Below are 25,273 nucleotides of genomic sequence, written 5' to 3'. Positions count from 1 at the left end.
ATCGCCGCAAAAGGCGCTCAAGCCGTCATTCCGAACAACCCCTCACGGGCAATCAAATATCCGCTCAACAAACCCCTCTATGCCGAGCGTCATCTAATCGAATGCTGCTTCTCGAAACTGAAGCGTTTCAGGCGCGTTGCTACGCGCTACGAAAAAACCGCACGAAATTACTTCGCTGTCGTCGCTATCGCCGCAACTCTGCTCTGGCTAAGATAACTGTCCACGCGACCTAGCGGGCCAATGGATTCCGGGCTCGTGCTCCGCACGCCCCGGAATGACGGAGGGAAACTACGTCCCGGCCTTGAGCGCCTTCTCGATCTCGACCTTGAGCACGCTGTCGAAATTCTGCGGCGTCACCGGTCCGACCATCTTATAGACGATGGTGCCTTCGCGGCCGACGATGAAGGTCTCGGGCACGCCGTAGACGCCCCATTCGATCGAGGCGCGGCCGTTGGCGTCGACGCCGACGATGCTGAAGGGATTGCCGTAGCGGCCGAGGAAGCGGCGGGCGTTGTCGGGTGCATCTTTGTAGTTGATGCCGACGAGCTGCAGTCGGTTGTCCTTGGCGAGCTCGGTCAGGAGCGGCGCTTCGTCATGACATGGCACGCACCAGGACGCCCAGACGTTGACGAGGCTGACCTTGCCCTTGAAGGCGGCGGGATCGAGCCCGGGCACCTGCGTGCCATCCCTGACCAATCCCTCGAGCGCGGGCAGCGCGGTCTGCGGCGCCGGCCGGCCGATCAGCGCCGATGGAATCCTCGAGGGATCGCCGCCATAGAGCCGGAGCAAGAACAGCGCCGCAAGGGCGGCAAAGACCACCAGCGGCAGCGCCACCAGCCAGCGCCGGCTCCGCGGCGCGGTTTCGGCAAGGGGCTCGCTCATGAGATCATGATCCGATTGGATGGAATCGGATTCATGATCCCATCTCTTTGCTTGAGCATCTGTTCGGAAAACCGGTTTCCACTTTTCCGGATCATGCTCTAGATCTCCGCTGCGCCGCGCCCGGAGCGCCTGACGATGCCGCTGGCCTCGAGTTCGCGCAGCCGCGCCGTCTGCTGGCGATAGTCGAGCGTGATCCAGACGATCAGCAGCACCATCACGGCCGCCACCAGCCCGTAGGATGTCGCGATGAAGGAGGCGTAGGGGCCGAGCGCTGCCATCATCACGCTGCCTTTTGATTGGCCTGCATCATCTGCAGGCTGCGCACCCTGCGGCGCAGGATTTCGTTCCGCATCGCCGCTAAGTGCAGCGTGATGAACAGCAGCGAGAATGCGATCGCCATCACCAGCAGCGGAATCAGGAAGGCATTGTCCAGCGTCGGCCCTCCCATCCGGATCACGGATGCCGGCTGGTGCAGCGTGTTCCACCAGTCGACGGAGAATTTGATGATCGGGATGTTGATCGCGCCGACCAGCGTGAGCACGGCGGCGGCGCGCGCCGCGCGCGAGGGATCCTCCACCGCGCGCCACAGCGCGATCAGGCCGAGATACATCAGGAACAGGATCAGCACGGAGGTAAGCCGCGCGTCCCATTCCCAATAGGTGCCCCACATCGGCCGGCCCCATAGCGAGCCGGTGACGAGGGCGAGGAAGGTGAAGGCGGCGCCGATCGGGGCCGCGGCCTTGGCCGCGACGTCGGCGAGCGGATGTCGCCATACCAGCGTGCCGAGCGAGGCGATGCTCATGATGCCCCAGACGAACATCGACAGCCACGCGTTCGGCACGTGGATGAACATGATCTTGACTGTCGCGCCCTGCTGGTAGTCGTCCGGCGCCATCGCGGACTGGTAGAGCCCGATCAGGAGCAGGATCACGGTTGCGCCGGCAAGCCACGGCAGCACCCGCGCGGTCAGCGCGAGGAATTTCGTGGGGTTGGCGAGGTCGATCAGGCTCATGGCTCTCTCTGATAGTCGCGGCCGGCGTCGCAGGCAATTGGCCCAAAACCTCTCGTGAAGAGTTGATTGACCTCAATCCAGCCCATGCCGCAGGCTGGCGGCTGCGGCAAAAGGCCCGACCACGAAACTCACCAGCGACAGCGCGCAGAGGATCGAGAACGGGGTTCCGAACGACATCGGGCCCGTTATCGCGGCTTGCGAGGCTGCGACACCGAAAATCAGCACGGGAATCGATAATGGCAGCACCAGCACGGCCAAGAGCAGCCCGCCGCGGTGCAACGTGACGGCGAGCGCCGCCCCGATCATGCCGGTAAAGGTGAGCGCGGGGGTTCCCGCCAGCAGCGTCAGCGCCACCGCCAACGTCGCGGTGCCATCGAGATTGAGCAACAGCCCGAGCACGGGCGTCGCTACGATCAGCGGCAGTCCGGCGGCAAGCCAATGCGCCAGCGCCTTTGCCGCGCAGGCTAGTTCGAGCGGCGTCCGGCTCATGACAATGAGATCGAGCGAGCCGTCCTCGTGGTCGGCCGTGAACAGCCGATCGAGGGTCAAAAGGCTCGCGAGCAGCGCGCCGAGCCAGAGGATCGCGGGCCCCAGCCGCGAAAGCAGCGCCAGGTCCGGCCCGACCGCGAACGGCATCAGCACGGTGACGGTGAGGAAGAACAACACGCCGATCAGCGCGCCACCACCGACGCGGAGCGCAATCCGGATGTCGCGCCGAATCAGTGCCCGGAGCGCGGTCATGACTTGGCCCCCATGCGCAATTCCCTGACGTCGATGCCGAGCGGGGTATGGGTCGCGGCGATCAAGATGCCGCCGCCTGCCAGATGATCGCGCATCAAATTGACGAAGAGGTCCTGGCCTTTGGTGTCGAGCGCGGAGGTCGGTTCGTCCAGCAGCCAGACCGGCCGACGTGCGACCAGTAGCCGCGCGATCGACAGCCGGCGGCGCTGGCCGGCGGAGAGATAGGCGGCGGGCAGATGCGTGGCATGATCGAGGCCGACGGAGGCGAGGCATCGGCCGGCGTCATCAGATTCGCCGCCGAGAAAATCCCGCCAGAAGGAAAGATTTTCGAGCACGCTCAGCGCCGGCTTCAGCGCGTCGCGATGGCCGAGATAGTGGGCCTGCTCGGCCACCGTCAGTTCAGCCTCGCCGCCGTCGAACGTGATCGCGCCGTCCGACGGCATCAAGAGGCCGGCGATCACGCGCAACAGCGAGGTCTTGCCCGAGCCGTTAGGGCCGGTGATGGCGAGTGCTTCGCCCGATGACGCCGCAAAGCCTAATCCCGAAAACACTTCGCGGCCGCCCCGCACGCATCGCAAATTGTGTCCCGAGAGCCGCATCATCCCCTCGCAGCCCTCTAGATCTGGCCGAGCATAATCTGCGCGCAAACGCTTCGCGTTTGTCGCGGGGAAAACCGGTCCCCACTTTTTCGGATCATGCTCAAAGAAATCTTTCGCTAGCCGTTGAGAATTTTTGGGTGGCACAAGGCTGTGGCGCGCTCGTCGGTGTGGCGGCGCTTCTAGAAAGATTCTATAAGCCCCGGAACTTGATGCAGCACACCATCGGCCTCCGCAAGCGGGAAGCCGACCTCGCCGCTGCCGGTATAAAAATACCCTTGCCGGGTATAACGGAATAAGTGGGATTTCCTCGCATGACATCGCTCGACAGCTTCAAATGCCGCAAGACCCTGAAGGTCGGTGGCAAGACCTACGTCTATTACAGCCTGCCTACGGCAGAGAAGAACGGTCTGAAGGGCATTTCGAAGCTGCCATACTCGATGAAGGTGCTGCTTGAAAACCTTCTGCGCAACGAGGACGGCCGCACCGTCAAGAAGGAAGACATTGTCGCGGTCAGCAAATGGCTGAGGAAGCGCAAGCTCGAGCATGAAATTGCGTTCCGCCCCGCGCGCGTGCTGATGCAGGATTTCACGGGCGTTCCCGCCGTGGTCGATCTCGCGGCGATGCGCAATGCGATGCAGAATCTCGGCGGCGATGCGGAGAAGATCAACCCGCTGGTGCCGGTCGACCTCGTCATCGACCACTCCGTGATCGTCAACTTCTTCGGCGACAACAAGGCTTTCGCCAAGAACGTGGTCGAGGAATACAAGCAGAATCAGGAGCGCTACGAGTTCCTGAAATGGGGCCAGAAGGCGTTCTCGAACTTCTCGGTGGTGCCGCCCGGCACCGGCATCTGCCACCAGGTCAATCTCGAATATCTGGCCCAGACGGTCTGGACCAAGAAGGAGAAGATGACGGTCGGCAAGAAGACCGGCACCTTCGAAGTCGCCTATCCTGATTCGCTGGTCGGAACTGATTCGCACACCACCATGGTCAACGGCCTTGCCGTGCTCGGCTGGGGCGTCGGCGGCATCGAGGCGGAAGCCTGCATGCTCGGCCAGCCCTTGTCGATGCTGCTGCCCGAAGTGGTCGGCTTCAAGCTCAAGGGCCAGCTCAAGGAGGGTGTCACCGCGACCGACCTGGTGCTGACCGTGACGCAGATGCTGCGCAAGCAGGGCGTGGTCGGCAAGTTCGTCGAGTTCTTCGGCCCCGGCCTCGACTACCTCTCGGTCGCGGACAAGGCGACGATCGGCAACATGGCGCCGGAATATGGCGCGACCTGCGGCTTCTTCCCGGTGGACGCCGCGACCATCGATTATCTGAAGACCTCCGGCCGCAAGGCGGACCGCGTCGCGCTGGTCTCAACCTACGCCAAGGCGCAGGGACTGTTCCGCACGGCGAAATCGACTGATCCGAAGTTCACGGAAACCTTGACGCTCGATCTCAAGGACGTCGTGCCGTCGATGGCCGGCCCGAAGCGTCCCGAGGGCCGCATCGCCCTGCCGACGGTTGCCTCCGGTTTCGCGACCGCACTCGCCAGCGAATACAAGAAGGCCGATGATGCGGCGAAGCGCTACCCGGTCGAAGATCGCAAATTCGATCTCGGCCATGGCGACGTCGTGATCGCCGCGATCACCTCCTGCACCAACACCTCCAATCCCAGCGTCCTGATCGGCGCCGGCCTGCTGGCGCGCAATGCGGTCGCCAAGGGCCTGAAGGCGAAGCCCTGGGTGAAAACCTCGCTCGCCCCGGGCAGCCAGGTTGTGGCGGAATATCTCGCCAATTCCGGCCTGCAGGCCGATCTCGACAAGGTCGGCTTCAACCTGGTCGGCTTCGGCTGCACCACCTGCATCGGCAATTCCGGCCCGCTGCCGGAAGAGATTTCGAAGTCGATCAACGACAATGGCATCGTTGCTGCTGCCGTGTTGTCGGGCAACCGCAACTTCGAGGGCCGCGTCAGCCCCGACGTGCAGGCGAATTATCTCGCCTCGCCGCCGCTGGTCGTGGCGCACGCGCTGGCTGGCACCGTGACCAAGGATCTCGCGGTCGAGCCGATCGGCGAGGGCAAGGACGGCAAGCCGGTCTACCTGAAGGACATTTGGCCGACCGCGAAGGAAATCAACGCCTTCATGAAGAAGTTCGTCACCGCGTCGATCTTCAAGAAGAAATACGCCGACGTGTTCAAGGGCGACACCAACTGGCGCAAGATCAAGACGGTCGAGAGCGAGACCTATCGCTGGAACATGAGCTCGACCTATGTGCAAAACCCGCCTTATTTCGAGGGCATGAAGAAGGAGCCCGAGCCGATCACCGACATCGTCGAGGCGCGGATCCTCGCCATGTTCGGCGACAAGATCACGACCGACCACATCTCGCCGGCCGGTTCGATCAAGCTGACTTCGCCCGCCGGTAAATTCTTGAGCGAGCATCAGGTGCGGCCCGCCGACTTCAACCAGTACGGCACGCGGCGCGGCAACCATGAGGTCATGATGCGCGGCACCTTTGCCAATATCCGCATCAAGAACTTCATGCTCAAGGGCGCCGACGGCAACATTCCGGAAGGCGGAAATACCAAGCACTGGCCCGACGGCGAGCAGATGTCGATCTACGATGCCGCGATGAAGTACCAGGCGGAAGGCGTGCCGCTCGTTGTGTTCGCCGGCGCCGAGTACGGCAACGGCTCCTCGCGCGACTGGGCTGCCAAGGGCACCCGCCTGCTCGGTGTTCGCGCAGTGATCTGCCAGAGCTTTGAGCGCATCCATCGCTCCAACCTGGTCGGCATGGGTGTGCTGCCACTCACCTTCGAGCCGGGCACGTCGTGGCAGTCGCTGGGCATCAAGGGCGACGAGAAGGTCACGATTCGTGGCTTGCAGGGCGATTTGAAGCCGCGTCAGATGCTGACGGCGGACGTCACCTCCAGCGATGGCTCGGTGCAGCATGTCCCGCTGCTTTGTCGCATCGATACGCTCGATGAGCTCGATTACTATCGCAACGGCGGCATCCTGCACTATGTGCTGCGCAAGCTCGCGGCCTAACGCGGATTTGTGATCGGTGCCTCACTGCTACGTGAATGGCTAGGAAAATGCGGGCGGCCTATGAAAAAGGCCGCTTTCGCACGTCAGGGGCATACACACTCTTCAGGGTCGTCTCTCATGCCCCGTACAAGTACGGATGGAAATCATCACGATCGGTTCTCACTATGACAGCGATGATGGCCTATAATCGTCTTTCGCTTTGGTCCGGTGCGCTCAGTGTTTGCGCCATTATCGCGATCATCCGACCTGCTCACGCCGATCCGCGTGCGGTCGTCGAGCTCTTCACCTCGCAAGGTTGTTCGTCCTGTCCGCCCGCCGACAAGATCATCGGCGAACTCGCCAAGGACCCTGATGTCATCGCGCTCAGCATGCCGATCGACTACTGGGATTATCTAGGGTGGAAGGACACGCTGGCCGATTCGCGCTTCAGTGCGCGCCAGAAAGCCTATTCGCATGTGCGCGGCGACCGCGACGTCTACACGCCGCAAGTTATCGTTAACGGCTCAGCGAAGGTGATTGGCAGCGATCGCGTCGGCATCGAGACTGCGATCAAGGATACCGCGACTGAGGGCGTGATGTCGGTGCCGGTGACGATGTCGCTGTCCGGCAAGCAGATCAATGTCTCGGTGGCTGCGAGCAACGGGCCGCGCGTCAAGCATGGCGAAGTCTGGATCTGCTCGATCTCCAAGGCGGTGCCGATCTCGATCGGGCGCGGCGAGAATCGCGGCCAAGAGATCACCTACCACAACGTGGTGCGTAATCTCCTGAAGGTCGGCGACTGGAACGGCAGCGCGGGAAGCTGGACCGTGCCGATCGAGAACATCACGCGTGAAGGTGTGGATGCCGCCGTTGTCTATGTCCAGGACGGCAATCGCGACAAGCCCGGCCCGATGCTCGGCGCGGCCATGACGCTGCTGCGGTAAGGCCTAGGATCAAACCCACCACACTTTGTCATTCCGGCGCGCGCATCGCGCGAACCCGGAATCTCGCGCATCACTTCCAGATTCCAGGTTCACGCTGGCGCGCGCCCCGGAATGACGTATCGCGAGGGAACCCCAAAAAAGAAAAGGACCAACTCTCGTTGGCCCAGTCAAAAGGGAGTTAACTCCCCTGCGAACAGGCCCGGCTCCGACGGCCCCGGGGGGCTGGGGGCTGAGGAATCCGGAACCGAAAGAACCGGGCCAACGCAGGATTTCCTTGTCGCAGGGTAGCGGGGCGGGCGATGGGCGGAAGTGGGGCAGCAATATGATTCTTTCTAACGATACTGTGACCCCTGGAAAATTTTCCCATATGTCGCGCGGCCGGCTGCGAACCCTTGCGGCGCTGGCCGGTTAGCGCAATCATGTCAGCCGGATGACAGGAGGCGCTTGATGATATTGATATCGGAGGACACCGATCCAAGCGGGCTTCGCGCGGCGGCGCGGCCCGCCGCCACCAGCCCGCTACAGAACCGCGTCACGTTCAATCGTCTCGAACTCAATCGGATCCTCAATCTCTATGGCCGCATGGTCGCCGATGGCGAGTGGCGCGATTACGCCATCGACTTCCTCAAGGAGCGCGCCGTATTCTCGGTGTTCCGCCGCTCCTCCGAAGTCCCGATCTATCGAATCGAGAAGGACCCGCGGCTCGCCCGCAAGCAGGGCATGTACAGCGTGATCTCGGCGACCGGCCTGATCCTGCGCCGCGGCCATGAGCTGGAGCGCGTGCTGCTCGTGATCGACCGCAGGCTGGCGGTCGTTTAAGGCCGGCGCGTCCGTCATTCCGGGGCGCGAAGCGAACCCGGAATCTCGTGCGGCAAATTGAGCTCTCACCAACCTCTGGATTCCGGGTTCGCGCTTACGCGCGCCCCGGAATGACGGAGAGCTAACGCCGTCCCGGATCCTCTGAGGGCACCGTGGTCGCGCCGGCGCCGAGCGCGCGCTGCATCATCACCGTGTCGAGCCAGCGGCCGAACTTCAAGCCGACGCTCGGGTGGGTTCCGATCAGCGTGAAGCCGGTCTTGAGGTGAACGCCGATCGAGCCGGCGTTGGCGGAGTCCCCGATCACCGCGATCATCTGCCGGTAGCCGCGCGCCTCGCATTCGCTGATCAGCCGCTGCAGCAGTTGCAGGCCGACGCCGCGGCGGTGGATCGAGGGATCCAGATAAATCGAATTCTCCACCGTGAAGCGATAGGCCGGACGCGGGCGGTAGGCGGCGGCATAGGCATAGCCGACCACGCGTCCGTCAAGGACGGCGATGAAATAGGGAAAGCCGCCATCTGTCAGCGCCCTGAAGCGGCGCGTCATCTCCGAAAGGTCCGGCGGGACCAGCTCGAACGTCGCGGTGCCGAAGCGCACGGCGTGCTCGTAAATCGCAGTGACGGAGGGAAGGTCGGCCTCAGTGGCGGGCCTGATCTCGGCGGCGGACATGGCGGCAAGATAGCAGCAGGTTTCCGGGGAGCAACGCTCTCGTTATCCGTCATGGCCGGGCTTGACCGGGCCATCCACGCCTTTCTCGCCCATGGTCACAAAGGACGTGGATGCCCGGGAACGAGCCCCGGCATGGCGGACTGAGCGCGCAAACGAAAAGCCCCGGCGGTGAGGCCGGGGCTTCGATCGTTGGCTATCCGGAGGCGCTTAGTCGCGCTGTCCGAGGAGCTGCAGAAGCAGCGTGAACAGGTTGATGAAGTTCAGGTAGAGCGAGAGTGCGCCGGTGATCGCCGCACGCTCGGCAATCGCGCCACCCTGCGAGGCGTAGCCGTAGATGTAGTCGTTCTTCAGCCGCTGCGTATCCCAGGCGGTGAGGCCCGCGAACACCAGCACGCCGACCACCGAAACGATGAACTGCAGCGCCGAGCTCGCCAGGAACAGGTTGACCAGGCTGGCGATGATGATGCCGATCAGGCCCATGAACAGGAACGAGCCCATACCGCTCATGTCACGCTTGGTGGTGTAGCCGTAGAGGCTGAGCGCACCGAAGGTCGCCGCGGTGATGAAGAACACCCGTACGATCGAGGTGTGCGTATACACCAGGAAGATCGACGACAGCGAGAGGCCCATCAGCGCCGAGAACACCCAGAACAGGAGCTGGGCAGTCGCGGGCTGCAGCCTGTTGATGCCGGCCGAGATCACGAACACCATCACCAGCGGCGCGAGGATGAACAGCCACTTCAGCGGGCTGACGAACATCGCGTAGCCGAACTGCGTCAGGTAGGCGCTGCCGAACTTCGCCACGGCTGCGGACGGATCCGCCGTCACCGCCGCCATATAGACGCCGAGCGCGGCGAGGCCCGTGATCGCGAGGCCGATGGACATGTAGTTGTAGATGCGCAGCATGTAGGCGCGCAGACCGGCGTCGACCGTCGCAGTGTCAATGCGACCGGCGGCCCGGCCGAAGGGAGAAGCATAGTTACGGTCTAGGTCCGACATGGTCGAATTCCCGTGGTTGTTCCGGTCGCAAGGGATTTGCGGCGCCGGCGGTAAATTTATCTCAGATAGCGCGGCCTGCGGACATTAAAATCCGTGTCATCAAACCGTCCATCCGACCCGAGCTGTATGTGGGAAACTAACACAACCGCCGCAAGCTTCCACGCGCGGCTGAATGTCGCTCTGGCCCTTATTTCAAGGCAAAACCGGTATTAACCGAGCTCGTTCCCCGCTTCAAATTGTCACAAATTCCGCAACACAGCGGCTGGCTTCTGGTTCAAGGCCAACAGCGTGCCGGCCAGCCCGAGCCCGACCGTGACGATCAGGGCCGCGACCACCACCGCCGCGGCGCTGCCGGCCTCCCAGACGAAACTCAGCGTCATCAGCCGGGTGACGATCAGCCAGGCGGCGATCGAGCCGGCGAACACGCCGAACAGCGCGGTGGCGAAGCCGATCATCAGATACTCGAGCGCATAGGCGCCCAGCAGGCGGGCGCGGGTGGCGCCGAGCGTCTTCAGGATCACCGCGTCATAGACGCGGTGGCGGTGGCCGGCGGCGAGCGCGCCGCCCAGCACCAGGATGGCCGAGATCAGCGTCACCGCGCTGGCGCCGCGGATCGCCAGCACCAGATTGGTGACGACGCTGCCGATGGTCTCCAGCGCCTCGCGGACCCGGACGCTCGTCACCATCGGGAAAGCGTCGGCGACCCGCTTGATGATACGGGCGTCGTCGGAGGGGGACGGATGCGCCTCCGTCAAGGTCGCGACATGGCTGTGCGGGGCGCCCTTGAAGGCGTTCGGCGAAAACACCAGCACGAAATTGATGCCGAGCCCCTGCCAGTCGATGTTGCGGAGATTGGCGATCTTCGCCGAAATGTCGCGGCCGAGCACGTTGACGACGATCTCGTCGCCGATCTTGAGCCTCAGCCCGTCGGCGATCTTCTTCTCCATCGAGACCAGCGGCGGGCCGTGATAGTCGGCGCCCCACCATTCGCCCTCGACGATCTTCGAGCCTTTGGGAACCTCCCCGGTGTAGGTCAGGCCGCGGTCGCTCTGCAGCACCCATTCGGCGTCGACCGATGGCTTCAGCTCGTCCGCCTTGACGCCGCGGGCGGCAACGATGCGCCCGCGCAGCATCGGCACATCCTCCACCGTGCCGTCCGGCGTGGTCTGCTTCAGAAAAGCGCTGAACCGGTCGGCCTCGGTGGAAGGAATATCAATGAAAAAGAACGAAGGGGCGCGGTCGGGCAGGGCGGCGAGGAACTGGCGCCGCAGATTACCGTCGATCTGGGTGATGGTGACGAGCACCGCGAGCCCCAGGCCGAGCGAAAGCACCACCGATGGCGTCAGCGCGCCGGGCCGGTGGATGTTGGCGACCGCCAGCCGCACCATGGTGATGCGGCTACGCGGCAGCCGCCGCGCCAGCGCCATCAGGCCGGCAGCGATCAAACGGAGCAGCACGAAGACTGCGATGGAGGAGGCGACGAACACCGCGGCGATGCGCTTGTCGTAGGAAAGTCCGATCGCAACCGCGATCAGCAGCGCGATCACTGCGCCCATCAGTGCGAGATAGCTCCAGCGCGGCCGGTGCCATTCGCTCGCGACCGTATCGCGGAACAGCGCCGCCACCGGCACGTCGTGCACCCGGCCGAGCGGCCACAGCCCGAACGCCAGCGCGGTCAGGAGGCCGTAGACGAACGACAATGCGAGTTCATCGGGATGCAGCGCCGGGATCACCGGCAGCGGCAGCAGCTTCCCGAACACGCCGACGATGACGAAGGGCAGGGCTGCGCCAAGCGCAAGCCCGATCACCGAGCCGATGGTGGCGAGCACGATCACCTGCGTCAGATAGATCGTGAAGACGTCGCGGCCCGTGGCGCCGAGCGCCTTGAAGGACGCGATGACGTCGCGCCGGCGATCGATATGACTTTTGACGGCGTTGGCGACGCCGACGCCGCCGACCAGCAGCGCGGCGAGGCCAACCAGGGTCAGGAACTGGGTGAAGCGATGGATGTTGCGTTCGAGCTGCGGCGAGGCGTTGTCGCGGCTGCGGATCTCCCAACCGGCTTCGGGCAGCGCATTGCGCGCGCTATCGATGAATGTGCCGGTCGCGCGCTCGTCATTGGCATTGGCCGGCAGCTTCACGCGGTAGACCCAACGCACCAGGCTGCCGGGCTGCAGCAACCCGGTTGCACGCAGTCCCGTCTCGCTGACGAGGAAGCGGGGCCCAAGGCCCACGCCGCCGACGAGCTTGTCCGGCTCGGCCTCGATCACGCTGCGGATCTGGAACGTCGCGCCACCGATGGTGACGTCGTCACCGAGCTTCAGGTCAAGCCGCGCCAGCAAGGTCGAATCGACGCCGGCGCCGAACACGCCATTGCGTTCGGCGAAGAGGTCGGGGACCAGCATCTTCGGATTGAGCGTCAGGTCGCCGAGCAGCGGATAAGACCCGTCGACGGCCTTGAGCTCGACCAGCGCCAGCGTGCCCGCCGGATTGCGCGCCATCGCGCGCAGCGTTGCCCCGACTGAGACGTCGCCATGTGTGCGCAGGAACGCGATTTCGGCCGGCTTGGCCTCGCGCTGCATCAGGGAAAAGCTGACGTCGCCGCCAAGCAGCGTCCGGCCCTCGCGCGTAAGCCCTTCGCTCAGGCTTGCCGCCACCGAGCCGACGCCGGCGATGGCCATCACGCCGAGCGCGATGCAGGCGATGAAGACATAGAAGCCGCGCAGGCCGCCGCGCAACTCGCGCAGCGCATAGCGGAGCGCTAGCGACGGGGCGCGGCTCGTCGTGGCAGCCTCGACAGCAATGCTCATGTTGCCGACTGTCCGTCGATTCGTCCCGAGCGCAGCCGCACCACGCGGTCGCAGCGCTGTGCCAGCGAAGAGTCATGGGTGACGAGCACCAGCGTCATGCCGCGCTCGGCATGTTTGGTGAACAGGAGGTCGACAATCTGCTTGCCCGTTGCCTCATCGAGATTGCCGGTCGGCTCGTCCGCGACCAGGATCGCAGGATCGGGCGCCAGCGCACGCGCGAGAGCGACGCGCTGCTGCTCGCCGCCGGAGAGCTGCGTCGGATAGTGGTGCAGCCGGTGGCCGAGGCCGACCGATGTCAGTTCCGCGGCGGCGCGTTCGGCGGCGTCGGGATTGCCGGCAAGTTCGAGCGGCACCGCGACATTTTCCAGCGCCGTCATGGTGGGGATCAGGTGGAACGATTGAAAGACGATGCCGACCTGGCGCCCGCGGAAACGCGCCAGCGCGTCCTCGTCCAGCGTATTGAACGGCGTGCCGCTGACCACTACCTGGCCGCTGTCAGGACGTTCCAATCCCGCCATCACCATCAACAGCGTCGACTTGCCCGAGCCTGACGGCCCGATCAGTCCGATCGCTTCACCCGATGCCACACGAAGGCTGATATCTTTCAGGATATGAACCCGGGCCGCACCGGTGCCGAGCGAGAGGTTGACGTTGGAAATGGAAATGGTGTCCGGCGCGACGCCGGAGAGCGAAGAGGATTCTATGAGACTGTCCATGGCTCGGTCATATGGCACTTCCGCTGCGCGGGTCGAGGGCCGGATTGCGACCCTCGTGCACATACTTGTGTTGATTGTGACCTTGATGACGGTGGCTACGGCAACTGCACAGGGACAATCGGCCGGGGCGGCCAAAGCGGTCAAGATGGTCGTGCTGGGCGATTCCTTGAGCGCCGGCCTCGGTCTTCCCGCCAATGCCGCGTTCCCCGCGAAGCTGCAAAAAGCCTTGGAAGCCAAGGGGATAAAGGTTGATATGACCAACGCCGGGGTGTCCGGCGACACCGCCTCCGGCGGCCGCGAGCGGCTCGATTGGTCGGTGCCCGAGGGAACCGACGCCGTTATCCTCGAACTCGGCGCCAACGACGGGCTGCGCGGCACCGATCCCGCGGTGACCCGTGCCGCTCTCTCCGACATTCTGTCGCGGCTGAAGGCGCGCGGAGTAGCGGTGCTTATCTGCGGCATGGTTGCGCCGCCCAACTACGGAAGCGACTATGCGGCGCGCTTCAATGCGATCTATCCGGAGCTTTCGAAATCCTTCGGCGTGCCGCTTTACCCGTTCTTTCTTGAGGGTGTCGCGGCCGACGCCAAGCTCAACCAGGCCGACGGCATGCATCCCACCGCCGATGGCATCGACATCATCGTAAAAAATATGCTGCCCACGGTGGAGGCATTTGTTGGCACGATCTCTGGGCAGCGGAGTTGAAAAGCAGGCAGTGGACAAGCCCGGCTTGCGGTTTTTCCGTAGGTTTACGAGCTGTTAATGTCGCATGCTTCGCAGAGTCATATAAGTCGGCTAGAAATAATCACCGGTGATTCGCTGCCGGGCTATTCTCAGCGAGGGCTCTTCGAGCTCACGCTCTGCATCGAGGATCTTGCGATGCCGCGTCTGTTCACTGGACTGGAAATCCCGGCCGAGATTGGCCAGACCCTTTCCGGCTTGCGTGGCGGCCTTCCCGGCGCACGCTGGATCGATCCCGAAAATTACCACGTCACCTTGCGCTTCATCGGCGATATCGACGGCGTCTCCGCCAACGAGATCGCCTCGATGCTGCTGCGGATCAACCGCAAGCCGTTCGAGGTCAAGCTCAAGGGGCTATCGAGCTTCGGCGGACGCAAGCCGCGTGCGGTGGTTGCCTCCGTCGAGCCGAGCAAGCCGTTGATCGACCTGCAGGCCGAGCTTGAGCGGTTGATGCAGCGGATCGGGCTCGATCCGGAAGGGCGCAAATTTACGCCGCATGTCACGCTGGCGCGGCTGCATGACGCTTCGAGCCAGGACGTCGCCGACTATCTCTCGGTGCGCGGCTATTTCCCGAGCCGCACCTTCCTGGCTTCGCGCTTCGTGCTGTTCTCCTCGCGCGCCTCCACCGGCGGCGGACCCTATGTGGTCGAGGATTCCTACGCGCTGAGCGCGTGAACGCCTCCCGCTTGAGGTCGGGGCGGCAATGGCGACGTGGGAATGCCCCGGGGGCCAATCACCGGGGCATGACCGCCGTTAGAATTTGTCATAGCCCCGGCCCCATTCGCGGCTTGCAATTTTTCGTCCCATAGGGCCGAAAGGAGGCATGCTCTCCACCTCGCCGAGTTCCTTCCGCGCGCATTATCAGGCTCTCATTGACTCCGGGGCGATTGAAGCCGATCCGGAGCAGGCTCGCGTCGCCGACGCCTTCGGTGCGCTCGAGGACCGCTTGGCAAGCTACAAGCCCTCGCGCAAGCAGGGCCTGTTCGGCCGGCTGTTCGGCGGCGACAAGAACGAGCCGCCGCGCGGGCTGTACGTCCATGGCGAGGTCGGCCGCGGCAAGACCATGCTGATGGACCTGTTCTTCCAGCAGTGTCCGATCGAGCACAAGCGCCGCGCCCATTTTCACGAGTTCATGGCCGAAGCGCATGAGCGGATCTACGGTTATCGGCAGCAGATCGCGCGCGGCGAGATCGCCGATGCCGACGTGATCGCGCTCACCGCGCAGTCGATCTTCGATGAAGCCTGGCTGCTCTGCTTCGACGAATTCCACGTCACCGACATCGCTGATGCGATGATCCTCGGGCGGCTGTTCGCGAAACTGTTCGAGCTCGGCACCGTCGTGGTCGCGACCTCCAACGTTGCGCCGGAAGATCTCTACAAAGGCGGCCTCAATCGCGCGCTGTTCCTGCCCTTCATCGCGCAGATCTCCGAGCACATGGACGTGCTGCGGCTCGATGCGCGCACCGATTTCCGTCTGGAAAAACTTGCCGGCGGGAAGATGTGGCTGGTGCCGGCCGACGAGGAGGCGGAGGCCGCGCTGAATACGGCCTGGGTCCGGATGACCGGCAATGCGCCCTGCAAGCCGCGCGATATTCCGATCAAGGGGCGCATCCTGCAGGTGCCCTGCTCGTCGCATGGCGTGGCGCGTTTCAGTTTTGCCGAGATTTGCCAAAAGCCGCTGGCGGCCTCCGACTATCTGAGGCTCGCGCACGATTATCACACCATTCTGATCGACCGGATCCCGGTGATGGATCTGACCGATCGGAATGCCGCCAAGCGCTTCATCTCACTGATTGATACGCTCTATGACAATGCCGTGAAACTGATGGCCTCTGCCCAGGCGAACCCGGTGTCGCTTTACCTCGCGACCGAAGGTGTTGAGGCCAACGAATTCAAGCGCACGTCCTCGCGCCTGATCGAAATGAGCTCGGCCTCCTATCTGGCGCTTCCGCACGGGAAGCGAAAGGATTCCACGGCCAGCGGCTCGAGCACGGGGCTGGTGGAGACTTAAGTGCCACACGCAGTCATTCCGGGGCGCGCGCCAGCGCGAACCCGGAATCTGGAGATCGTGGTGCGAGATTCCGGGTTCATCGCTGCGCGATGCCCCGGAATGACGGACGTGCTGGTATGCCTCTGATCAGGATGTGCAGCCGGCCCGACAATTGGGCATGGCCGCGACTTGAATGGATCATTCGAAAGGGATAACCAGCGATCCAGTCTGCTATCCATCCTCCTCTTTGTGCTCAAAGGACAGATTTCCCATGGCGCGCGACAAGATTGCTTTGATTGGCTCCGGCCAGATCGGCGGAACGCTGGCTCACATGATCGGCCTGAAAGAGCTTGGCGACGTCGTGCTGTTCGACATCGCCGAGGGCGTGCCGCAGGGCAAGGCGCTTGATATCGCGCAGTCCTCGCCGGTCGACGGCTTCGATTCCAATCTGGTCGGCGCCAATTCCTACGAGGCGCTCGATGGCGCCAAGGTCTGCATCGTCACCGCCGGCGTGCCGCGCAAGCCTGGCATGAGCCGCGATGATCTCCTGAGCATCAACCTGAAAGTGATGGAGCAGGTCGGCGCGGGCATCAAGAAGTATGCCCCCGATGCCTTCGTCATTTGCATCACCAACCCGCTCGACGCCATGGTCTGGGCGCTGCAGAAGGCCTCGGGCATGCCGAGCAAGAAGGTTGTCGGCATGGCGGGCGTGCTCGACTCCGCACGCTTCCGCTATTTCCTCGCGGACGAATTCAACGTCTCGGTCGAGGACGTCACCGCCTTCGTGCTTGGCGGCCATGGCGACACCATGGTGCCGCTGGTGCGCTATTCCACCGTCGCGGGCATCCCGCTGCCCGATCTGGTCAAGATGGGCTGGACCTCGCAGGCGCGCATCGACGAGATCGTCGACCGCACCCGCAATGGCGGCGCCGAGATCGTCAACCTCCTGAAGACCGGCTCGGCCTTCTACGCGCCGGCGGCGTCCGCGATCGCGATGGCCGAGAGCTATCTGAAGGACAAGAAGCGCGTGATGCCCTGCGCCGCCTATCTCAACGGGGAATACGGCGTGAAGGACATGTATGTCGGCGTGCCCGTGGTGATCGGCTCCAAGGGCGTCGAGCGCGTGGTCGAGATCGAGCTGGCCGGCAAGGACCGCGAGGCGTTCGACAAATCGGTCGGCGCGGTGCAGGGTCTCGTCGACGCCTGCAAGAAGATCGCGCCCGATCTGCTCGGTCATTGATTTCGTTTAGTTTTCGGTCCCGATCGGGGCCGAAAGCGTTTCTGGGTTGCAGTTCTTTTGGTATGTGGTATGCCAACTACCAAGGTGAACTGTAGAACTCGCCGTAGAGGGTTTTGGGGAGCGTCCCGATGAATATCCATGAGTATCAGGCCAAGGCAATGCTGCACGAATTCGGCGTGCCGATCTCACGCGGCGTGCCCGTGCTGAAGCCTGAAGATGCCGAGGTAGCGGCCAAGACGCTTCCCGGCCCGATCTGGGTGGTGAAGAGCCAGATCCACGCCGGCGGTCGCGGCAAGGGCAAGTTCAAGGAGGCCTCCGCCGGCGACAAGGGTGGCGTTCGCATCGCCAAGTCGGTGGCCGAGGTTGCCGCGTTCGCCAAGCAGATGCTCGGCGCGACGCTTGTGACGGTGCAGACCGGGGCGCATGGCAAGCAGGTCAATCGCCTCTACATCGAGGAAGGCTCCGAGATCGACAAGGAGTTCTATCTCTCGATCCTGGTCAACCGCGAGACCAGCGAAGTCTCGTTCGTGGTCTCGACCGAAGGCGGCGTCAACATCGAGGACGTCGCGCACTCGACCGCGGAGAAGATCATCACCTTCTCGGTCGATCCGGCCACCGGCATCATGCCGCACCACGGCCGCACCGTCGCGAAGGCGCTGAACCTTTCCGGCGATCTCGCCAAGCAGGCGGAAAAGCTCGTGAGCCAGCTTTACGCCGCGTTCACCGCCAAGGACATGGCGATGCTGGAGATCAATCCGCTCGTCGTCACCAAGCAGGGACAACTGCGCGTGCTCGATGCCAAGGTGGCGTTCGACGACAACGCCATGTTCCGCCATCCCGAGGTCGCGGCCCTGCGCGACGAGACCGAGGAGGACGCCAAGGAGATCGAGGCCTCGAAATACGACCTCAATTATGTGGCGCTCGACGGCACCATCGGCTGCATGGTCAACGGCGCCGGGCTTGCCATGGCGACCATGGACATCATCAAGCTCTACGGCATGGAGCCCGCGAACTTCCTCGACGTCGGCGGCGGTGCTAGTGTCGACAAGGTGGCCGCGGCGTTCAAGATCATCACCGCGGATCCGAACGTGAAGGGCATCCTGGTCAACATCTTCGGCGGCATCATGAAGTGCGACGTGATCGCCGAGGGTGTCGTCGCTGCGGTCAAGCAGGTTGGCCTGAAGGTGCCGCTGGTGGTGCGGCTCGAAGGCACCAATGTCGAGCAGGGCAAGAAGATCATCAACAATAGCGGTCTCAATGTCCTGCCCGCTGATAATCTCGATGACGCCGCGCAGAAAATCGTGAATGCCGTCAAGGGAGGCTAGCAATGGCTCAGGACCATCTCGCCGCACCGTTACCGCTTCCGGAGCACAAGAAGCTCGGGGTATTTGCGGGTGAATGGGCCGGCGAGGAGGTGGTCTATCCGTCGCGCTGGAACGCGGGCGGTCCCGCCACCTCGCATGTGGTGGCACGCATCGATCTCAACGGCTTTTATCTGATCCAGGACACGCGCCAGACGCGCGACGGCCTGGAGATATTCGCCACCCACGCCCTGTTCACCTATGACCGCGACGACCGGCTCTACAAATTGTTCTGGCACGATTCGCTCGGCTACTACCCGCCGTCGCCGGCGTCCGGGAGCTGGGTCGGCAAGACGCTGACCCTCGTGCGCGGCTCGCTGCGCGGCAACGCGCGTCACCTCTACGAGGTCGTCGACGACAACAGCTACACCATGAAGATCCAGTTCTCGCCCGACGCGGAAGGATGGGCAGACGTGCTCACCGGCGTGTATCGGCGTGTCCACCAAGCCTGATCCGGCTCAAACAAGTAAACCTGTCACCGGCGTTTCGCGAAAGCATCTGAAGACATGTCCATCCTGATCGACAACAACACCAAGGTCATCTGCCAGGGTTTCACCGGCAAGAACGGCACCTTCCATTCGGAAGCGGCGATCGCTTACGGGACCAAGATGGTCGGCGGCACTTCGCCCGGCAAAGGCGGCTCGACCCATCTCGGCCTGCCGGTGTTCGACACGGTGCGCGAGGCGCGCGAGAAGACCGGCGCCGATGCGTCGGTGATCTATGTGCCACCGCCGGGCGCGGCGGACGCGATCTGCGAGGCGATCGATGCGGAGATCCCGCTGATCGTCTGCATCACCGAAGGCATCCCGGTGCTCGACATGGTGCGCGTCAAGCGCTCGCTGTCAGGCTCGAAGTCGCGATTGATCGGGCCGAACTGCCCGGGCGTCATGACCGCCGGCGAATGCAAGATCGGTATCATGCCGGCCAACATCTTCCGGCCCGGCAGCGTCGGGATCGTTTCCCGCTCGGGCACGTTGACCTACGAGGCCGTGTTCCAGACCTCGCAGGAGGGGCTCGGCCAGACCACGGCCGTCGGCATCGGCGGCGACCCGGTCAAGGGCACCGAGTTCATCGATGTACTGGAAATGTTCCTGAAGGACGAGGCTACCAAGTCGATCATCATGATCGGCGAGATCGGCGGCTCGGCCGAGGAGGACGCCGCCCAGTTCATCAAGGACGAAGCCAAGCGCGGCCGCAAGAAGCCGATGGTCGGCTTCATCGCCGGCGTCACCGCCCCTCCCGGCCGCCGCATGGGTCATGCGGGCGCGATCATCTCCGGTGGCAAGGGCGACGCCGGTTCCAAGACCGCGGCCATGGAAGCGGCCGGAATCACCGTTTCTCCGTCGCCCGCACGGCTCGGACATACCCTTGCCGAGAAATTGAAGTCCTGATTCAGTCCTTGGTTCTTTTCGGCGCGAAGTTTAGGATTAAATAGGGTAAACCATCCTATCTCAGCCAGCCGGCCCTTCCAGGCCGGCTGCTTGCGCCGTCACTTGCGCGCGAACCGAAAATCACCAGGACGCTATCATGTCTCGCCAGGACGCGAACGCCGCTTTTGCCCTTTCCTCCTTTTTGCAGGGTACCAACGCCACCTACATCGACGATCTCTACGCCCGCTACGAGCAGGACCCGGCATCGGTCGACACGGACTGGCAGGATTTCTTCAAGAGCCTGAAGGACACCCCCGCGGACGTCCAGAAGAACGCGGAAGGCCCGTCCTGGAGCCGTCCCAACTGGCCGGCGACGCCGCGCGACGACCTGACCTCGGCGCTGGACGGCAACTGGGCACAGGTCGAGAAGGCCGTCGGCAATAAGATCGCCGCCAAGGCGCAGGCCAAGGGCGCCGAGCTCTCGGCCGCCGACGTCAACCAGGCGACGCGCGATTCGGTGCGGGCATTGATGCTGATCCGCGCCTACCGCATGCGCGGCCATTTCCACGCCAAGCTCGATCCGCTCGGCATCGAGGCGCCGCGCGACCGCGAAGAGCTCGATCCGCGCACCTACGGGTTCACGGAAGCCGATTTCGACCGCAAGATCTTCCTCGATCACGTGCTCGGGCTCGAATACGGCAACTTGCGCGAGATCGTCGCGATCTGCGAGCGCACCTACTGCCAGACGCTCGGCGTCGAGTTCATGCATATCTCCAATGCTGCGCAGAAGGCATGGATTCAGGAGCGCATCGAGGGTCCGGACAAGGAGATCAGCTTCACCCCTGAGGGGCGCCGTGCGATCCTGAACAAGCTGATCGAGACCGAAGGCTTCGAGAAGTTCTGCGATGTCAAATTCACCGGCACCAAGCGCTTCGGCCTCGATGGCGGCGAGTCGCTGATCCCGGCGCTGGAGCAGATCATCAAGCGCGGCGGCAATCTCGGCGTGAAGGAGATCGTGGTCGGCATGCCGCATCGCGGCCGCCTCAACGTGCTGACCCAGGTGATGGGCAAGCCGCACCGCGCGCTGTTCCACGAATTCAAGGGCGGTTCGGCCAATCCGGACGCGGTCGAAGGCTCCGGTGACGTCAAGTATCATCTGGGCGCATCGTCCGACCGCGAGTTCGACGGCAACAGCATCCATCTGTCGCTGACCGCAAACCCCTCGCATCTCGAGATCGTCGACCCCGTGGTGCTCGGCAAGGTGCGCGCCAAGCAGGACCAGCATGGCGATCCGCCGGACATGCGCATTTCGGTGCTGCCGCTCTTGATGCATGGCGACGCGGCGTTCGCCGGACAGGGCGTGGTGGCGGAATGCTTCAGCCTGTCCGACCTGAAGGGGTATCGCACCGGCGGCTCGCTGCACTTCATCGTCAACAACCAGATCGGCTTCACCACCTATCCGCGCTACTCGCGCTCCTCGCCCTATCCGTCCGACGTGGCGAAGATGATCGACGCGCCGATCTTCCATGTGAACGGCGACGATCCGGAAGCGGTGGTGTTCGCGGCCAAGGTCGCGATCGAGTTCCGCCAGAAGTTCCACAAGCCCGTGGTCATCGACATGTTCTGCTACCGCAGGCATGGCCACAACGAGGGCGACGAGCCGGCTTTCACCCAGCCGGTGATGTACAAGAAGATCGCTTCGCATCCGTCTACGCTGGAAATCTATGCCAAGCGGCTGATCGCCGAAGGCGTCGTCACCGAGGGCGAGGTCGAGAAGGCCAAGGCCGACTGGCGCGCCCGGCTCGATGCCGAGTTCGAGGCCGGCGCCAGCTATAAGCCGAACAAGGCCGACTGGCTCGACGGCAAATGGGCCGGCTTCAAGATCGCGGACCAGGAAGAGGATGCGCGCCGCGGCGTCACCGGCGTCGACGTCGCCGTGCTCAAGGACATCGGCCGCAAGATCACCAAGGTGCCGGATGGTTTCCGCGTCCACCGGACCATCCAGCGCTTCCTCGATAACCGTGCGAAAGCAATCGACAGCGGTGTCGGCATCGACTGGGCGACCGGCGAGGCGCTGGCGTTCTGCTCGCTGCTGGAGGAAGGCCATCACGTTCGCCTGTCCGGCCAGGATTCGGAGCGCGGCACCTTCTCGCAGCGCCACTCGGTCTTGATCGACCAGGAGGATGAGAGCCGCTACACGCCGTTCAACCATCTCGGCGTCGACCAGGGCCACTACGAGGTCATCAACTCGCTGTTGTCGGAAGAAGCGGTGCTCGGCTTCGAATACGGCTATTCGCTCGCCGAGCCGAATGCGCTGGCGGTCTGGGAAGCGCAGTTCGGCGATTTCGCCAACGGCGCCCAGGTGGTGTTCGACCAGTTCATCTCGTCGGGTGAGCGCAAATGGCTGCGCATGTCCGGCCTCGTCTGTATGCTGCCGCATGGTTATGAAGGCCAGGGACCGGAACATTCCTCGGCCCGTCTCGAGCGCTATCTGCAGATGTGCGCCGAGGACAACATGCAGGTGGTCTACCCGACCACGCCGGCCAACCATTTCCATGTGCTGCGGCGGCAGCTGCATCGCGAGATCCGCAAGCCGCTGATCATGATGACGCCTAAGTCGCTGCTGCGGCACAAGCGCGCCGTCTCGCGGCTCGAGGAGCTGGCCAAGGGTACGACCTTCCACCGCATCCTCTACGACGACGCCCAGATGCAGGCTGACGAGAAGATCAAGCTGCAGCCGGATGCCAAGATCCGCCGCGTCATCCTGTGCTCGGGCAAGGTCTATTACGACCTCTACGAAGAGCGCGAGAAGCGTGGCATCGACGACATCTATCTGCTGCGGATCGAGCAGCTCTATCCGGTGCCGCTGAAGGCGCTGGTGCAGGAGCTCAGCCGCTTCAAGGGCGCCGAGGTGGTGTGGTGCCAGGAAGAGCCGCGCAACATGGGTGCCTGGCACTTCATCGAGCCTTATCTCGAGTGGGTGCTGAACCAGATCCACGCGCCGAACAGGCGTCCGCGCTACGCCGGCCGCGCGGCCGCTGCGGCGACCGCCACGGGCTTGATGTCGAAGCATCTTGCGCAGCTCAAGGCGTTCCTGGACGAGGCGCTGAACTAACATTCAATCCGTCGTGCCCCGCGAAAGCGGGGCATCCAGTAACCCGCGCCGCCGCTGCTTGATTGCAGCCGCCGCGGGCTACCGGCTCCTCCGCCCCGGTGCGCCATGGCGCACAAGGCGGAGGATGACAGCTAGAGTTTATGACCGCACAGGTTGTTTTAAGGAAACGAGACCATGACTGAAATCCGCGTTCCGACGCTAGGCGAATCCGTGACCGAGGCCACCATCGGCCGCTGGTTCAAGAAGGCCGGCGATGCCGTTGCCGTCGATGAACCCTTGGTCGAGCTCGAGACCGACAAGGTCACGATCGAGGTGCCGGCGCCTTCCGCCGGCACGCTCGGCGAGATCATCGCCAAGGACGGCGAGACCGTCGCGGTCGGCGCGCTGCTCGGCCAGATCAATGATGGCGCCGCAGGTGCTGTCGCCAAGCCGGCCGCTGCACCGGCGCCGGCCAAGCCAGCGGCTGCACCGCCGCCTCCCCCGGCTGCCGCCGCACCTGCTCCTGCGCCATCAGCACCGAAGGCACTGCCTGCCGATACGCCGCTGGCGCCGTCGGTGCGCAAGCTCTCGGTTGAAAGCGGGATCGATGCCTCCACCGTGCCGGGCTCCGGCAAGGATGGCCGCGTGACCAAGGGCGACATGCTGGCGGCGATCGAGCGGGCGGCTTCCGCGCCGACGCCGGTCTTTCAGCCGGCGGCTTCCGTGCAGGTGCGTGCGCCGTCACCGGCGGATGATGCCGCGCGCGAAGAGCGCGTGAAGATGACGCGGCTGCGCCAGACCATCGCGCGGCGGCTGAAGGATGTGCAGAACACGGCGGCGATGCTGACGACCTTCAACGAGGTCGACATGAGCCACGTCATGGCAATGCGCGCTCAGTATAAGGACGCGTTCGAGAAGAAGCACGGCGTCAAGCTTGGTTTCATGGGCTTCTTCACCAAAGCCTGCGTCCAGGGCTTGAAGGAGATCCCGGCGGCGAACGCCGAGATCGATGGCACCGACCTGATCTACAAGAACTACTACCACGTCGGCATCGCCGTCGGCACCGACAAGGGCCTGGTGGTGCCCGTGGTGCGTGACTGCGACACCAAGTCGATCGCGGAGATCGAGAAATCGATCGCCGATTACGGCCGCAGGGCCCGCGATGGTCAGCTCAAGATCGAGGAGATGCAGGGCGGCACCTTCACCATCACTAATGGCGGCATCTATGGCTCGCTGATGTCGACACCGATCCTGAATGCGCCGCAGTCCGGCATCCTCGGCATGCACAAGATCCAGGAGCGCCCGGTGGTGGTCGGCGGCAAGATCGAGATCCGCCCGATGATGTATCTGGCGCTGTCCTACGATCACCGCGTCATCGACGGCAAGGAAGCGGTGACCTTTCTGGTGCGCGTCAAGGAAAGCCTGGAAGACCCGGCGCGGCTGGTGCTGGATCTCTGATCTTGCTTTCGCACGGCGGCTGAACTCGTTCGGCCGCCGAGACAGTGTTGCGTGAACGTTTAGGGGCGAATGTGACGGATAATGTCGTTGTCATCACCGGCGGCAGCCGCGGCATCGGCCGGGCCGCCGCCATCGCCGCGGCGGCCCGGGGCTTTCGCGTGGTTGTGGGCTATGCCAGCAACCAAGCGTCTGCCAACGAAGTCGTCTCCGCGATCGAGGCCAGCAACGGCAAGGCGATCGCGGTGAAATGCGATGTCGGCAGCGAAGCGGACATCCTTGCGCTGTTCAAGGCGGCCGATGAATTCGGCACGCTGGGCGCGCTGGTTAATAATGCCGGCATCGTCGGGCCCTCGATGCGGGTCGAGAATATGTCGGCTGAGCGCATCCAGCGCATGATGGCAGTCAACGTCACCGGCAGCATTCTGTGCGCGCGCGAGGCGGTGAAGCGGATGTCGACGCGCAACGGCGGCAAGGGCGGCGTCATCGTCAACCTGTCGTCGGTCGCGGCTAAGCTCGGCTCGCCCAACACCTATGTCGACTATGCTGCGTCGAAAGGCGCGGTGGATTCCTTCACCATCGGCCTTGGCTATGAAGTCGCGGCAGAAGGCATTCGCGTCGCGGCGATCCGGCCGGGCTTGATCGACACTGACATCCACGCCTCCGGCGGTGAACCCGATCGCGCCCATCGCCTCGCTCACATGGTGCCGATGAAGCGCGTCGGCACCGCAGAGGAAATCGCCAACGCCATCGTCTGGCTGATGTCGGACGAGGCTTCATATGTGACAAGCGCCATCCTTGATGTCTCAGGCGGCCGCTAATAC

The 25,273-nt window shown here is 63.8% G+C and carries 23 protein-coding genes; 14 read left to right on the top strand and 9 right to left on the bottom strand.

Annotated elements, in window-relative coordinates:
* The coding region (locus tag ACZYOF_RS22435; RefSeq protein WP_463717133.1) for a transposase at window positions 1-216 on the top strand (216 nt) is incomplete at its 5' end.
* A gap of 72 nt (window positions 217-288) precedes the next feature.
* Here the strand turns inward: ACZYOF_RS22435 and ACZYOF_RS22430 are convergent.
* The 5 genes from ACZYOF_RS22430 to ccmA all read right to left on the bottom strand — a co-directional run bounded on the left by ACZYOF_RS22430 (window position 289) and on the right by ccmA (window position 3,234).
* Window positions 289-882 carry a DsbE family thiol:disulfide interchange protein gene (locus ACZYOF_RS22430; protein ID WP_130579833.1) on the bottom strand — a complete coding sequence of 198 codons (594 nt, stop codon included), beginning with the start codon at window positions 880-882 and terminating at the stop codon, window positions 289-291.
* 98 nt (window positions 883-980) lie between these two features.
* Complete coding sequence (ccmD, locus tag ACZYOF_RS22425) at window positions 981-1,163, bottom strand: heme exporter protein CcmD (RefSeq protein WP_463717132.1); 183 nt, start codon at window positions 1,161-1,163, stop codon at window positions 981-983.
* Entirely contained in the window at window positions 1,163-1,894 is a 732-nt protein-coding gene (locus ACZYOF_RS22420) for a heme ABC transporter permease (RefSeq protein ID WP_282528774.1), read from the bottom strand. Before ACZYOF_RS22420 ends, ccmD begins: the two co-directional genes overlap by 1 nt.
* Before the next feature lie 72 nt (window positions 1,895-1,966).
* On the bottom strand, window positions 1,967-2,635 hold the full coding sequence (gene ccmB / locus ACZYOF_RS22415) for a heme exporter protein CcmB (protein ID WP_394566450.1): 669 nt from the start codon (window positions 2,633-2,635) through the stop codon (window positions 1,967-1,969).
* On the bottom strand, window positions 2,632-3,234 hold the full coding sequence (gene ccmA, locus ACZYOF_RS22410; protein WP_282528776.1) for a heme ABC exporter ATP-binding protein CcmA: 603 nt from the start codon (window positions 3,232-3,234) through the stop codon (window positions 2,632-2,634). Before ccmA ends, ccmB begins: the two co-directional genes overlap by 4 nt.
* Before the next feature lie 311 nt (window positions 3,235-3,545).
* Between ccmA and acnA the strand changes: the two genes are divergently transcribed.
* The 3 genes from acnA to ACZYOF_RS22395 all read left to right on the top strand — a co-directional run bounded on the left by acnA (window position 3,546) and on the right by ACZYOF_RS22395 (window position 8,008).
* Window positions 3,546-6,266, top strand: coding sequence for an aconitate hydratase AcnA (gene acnA / locus ACZYOF_RS22405; RefSeq protein WP_463717131.1), 2,721 nt, complete (start codon window positions 3,546-3,548; stop codon window positions 6,264-6,266).
* A gap of 164 nt (window positions 6,267-6,430) precedes the next feature.
* Window positions 6,431-7,189: a DUF1223 domain-containing protein gene (locus ACZYOF_RS22400; protein WP_463717130.1), complete on the top strand. Its 759-nt coding sequence runs from the start codon at window positions 6,431-6,433 to the stop codon at window positions 7,187-7,189.
* Between the two features lie 447 nt (window positions 7,190-7,636).
* Window positions 7,637-8,008 (top strand): DUF2794 domain-containing protein, encoded by a 372-nt coding sequence (locus tag ACZYOF_RS22395; protein WP_463717129.1) that lies wholly within the window; start codon window positions 7,637-7,639, stop codon window positions 8,006-8,008.
* A 121-nt stretch (window positions 8,009-8,129) separates the two neighbouring features.
* Here the strand turns inward: ACZYOF_RS22395 and ACZYOF_RS22390 are convergent, their stop codons facing one another.
* The 4 genes from ACZYOF_RS22390 to ACZYOF_RS22375 all read right to left on the bottom strand — a co-directional run bounded on the left by ACZYOF_RS22390 (window position 8,130) and on the right by ACZYOF_RS22375 (window position 13,200).
* Window positions 8,130-8,675: a GNAT family N-acetyltransferase gene (locus tag ACZYOF_RS22390; protein ID WP_130579839.1), complete on the bottom strand. Its 546-nt coding sequence runs from the start codon at window positions 8,673-8,675 to the stop codon at window positions 8,130-8,132.
* Between the two features lie 207 nt (window positions 8,676-8,882).
* Entirely contained in the window at window positions 8,883-9,674 is a 792-nt protein-coding gene (locus ACZYOF_RS22385) for a Bax inhibitor-1/YccA family protein (RefSeq protein WP_130579827.1), read from the bottom strand.
* 239 nt (window positions 9,675-9,913) lie between these two features.
* Entirely contained in the window at window positions 9,914-12,484 is a 2,571-nt protein-coding gene (locus tag ACZYOF_RS22380; protein ID WP_463717128.1) for an ABC transporter permease, read from the bottom strand.
* The gene (locus ACZYOF_RS22375; RefSeq protein WP_463717127.1) at window positions 12,481-13,200 is read right to left on the bottom strand and encodes an ABC transporter ATP-binding protein; all 720 of its coding nucleotides are present in this window, start codon (window positions 13,198-13,200) and stop codon (window positions 12,481-12,483) included. The genes ACZYOF_RS22380 and ACZYOF_RS22375 overlap by 4 nt, the downstream gene beginning before the upstream one ends.
* Window positions 13,201-13,255: 55 nt before the next feature.
* On the opposite strand from ACZYOF_RS22375, the gene ACZYOF_RS22370 reads away from it, so the two are divergent.
* The 10 genes from ACZYOF_RS22370 (at window position 13,256) to ACZYOF_RS22325 (ending at window position 25,270) form a co-directional block, all read left to right on the top strand.
* Window positions 13,256-13,903, top strand: a complete 648-nt coding sequence (locus ACZYOF_RS22370) for an arylesterase (RefSeq protein ID WP_130579838.1) — start codon at window positions 13,256-13,258, stop codon at window positions 13,901-13,903.
* Between the two features lie 174 nt (window positions 13,904-14,077).
* Window positions 14,078-14,614 (top strand): RNA 2',3'-cyclic phosphodiesterase, encoded by a 537-nt coding sequence (thpR, locus tag ACZYOF_RS22365; protein ID WP_130579824.1) that lies wholly within the window; start codon window positions 14,078-14,080, stop codon window positions 14,612-14,614.
* A 148-nt stretch (window positions 14,615-14,762) separates the two neighbouring features.
* The gene (gene zapE / locus ACZYOF_RS22360) at window positions 14,763-15,950 is read left to right on the top strand and encodes a cell division protein ZapE (RefSeq protein ID WP_130579823.1); all 1,188 of its coding nucleotides are present in this window, start codon (window positions 14,763-14,765) and stop codon (window positions 15,948-15,950) included.
* A gap of 250 nt (window positions 15,951-16,200) precedes the next feature.
* A complete protein-coding gene (gene mdh / locus ACZYOF_RS22355; RefSeq protein ID WP_282528781.1) occupies window positions 16,201-17,169 on the top strand; it encodes a malate dehydrogenase in 969 nt (322 codons plus the stop codon).
* 128 nt (window positions 17,170-17,297) lie between these two features.
* On the top strand, window positions 17,298-18,494 hold the full coding sequence (gene sucC / locus ACZYOF_RS22350) for an ADP-forming succinate--CoA ligase subunit beta (RefSeq protein ID WP_463717126.1): 1,197 nt from the start codon (window positions 17,298-17,300) through the stop codon (window positions 18,492-18,494).
* A gap of 2 nt (window positions 18,495-18,496) precedes the next feature.
* Window positions 18,497-18,982 (top strand): DUF1579 family protein, encoded by a 486-nt coding sequence (locus ACZYOF_RS22345; protein ID WP_463717125.1) that lies wholly within the window; start codon window positions 18,497-18,499, stop codon window positions 18,980-18,982.
* A 54-nt stretch (window positions 18,983-19,036) separates the two neighbouring features.
* Window positions 19,037-19,921 (top strand): succinate--CoA ligase subunit alpha, encoded by an 885-nt coding sequence (sucD, locus tag ACZYOF_RS22340; protein WP_282528782.1) that lies wholly within the window; start codon window positions 19,037-19,039, stop codon window positions 19,919-19,921.
* A gap of 136 nt (window positions 19,922-20,057) precedes the next feature.
* Complete coding sequence (locus tag ACZYOF_RS22335) at window positions 20,058-23,015, top strand: 2-oxoglutarate dehydrogenase E1 component (RefSeq protein ID WP_130579818.1); 2,958 nt, start codon at window positions 20,058-20,060, stop codon at window positions 23,013-23,015.
* A 174-nt stretch (window positions 23,016-23,189) separates the two neighbouring features.
* Window positions 23,190-24,452, top strand: a complete 1,263-nt coding sequence (gene odhB, locus ACZYOF_RS22330) for a 2-oxoglutarate dehydrogenase complex dihydrolipoyllysine-residue succinyltransferase (protein WP_282528784.1) — start codon at window positions 23,190-23,192, stop codon at window positions 24,450-24,452.
* 71 nt (window positions 24,453-24,523) lie between these two features.
* Entirely contained in the window at window positions 24,524-25,270 is a 747-nt protein-coding gene (locus tag ACZYOF_RS22325) for an SDR family oxidoreductase (protein WP_463717134.1), read from the top strand.
* Window positions 25,271-25,273: the final 3 nt, after the last annotated feature.

This window comes from Bradyrhizobium sp. LeoA1Lang (assembly GCF_055413685.1).
Note: the sequence above shows the minus strand (reverse complement) of the source record. Positions and strands in the feature narration are given on the sequence as shown.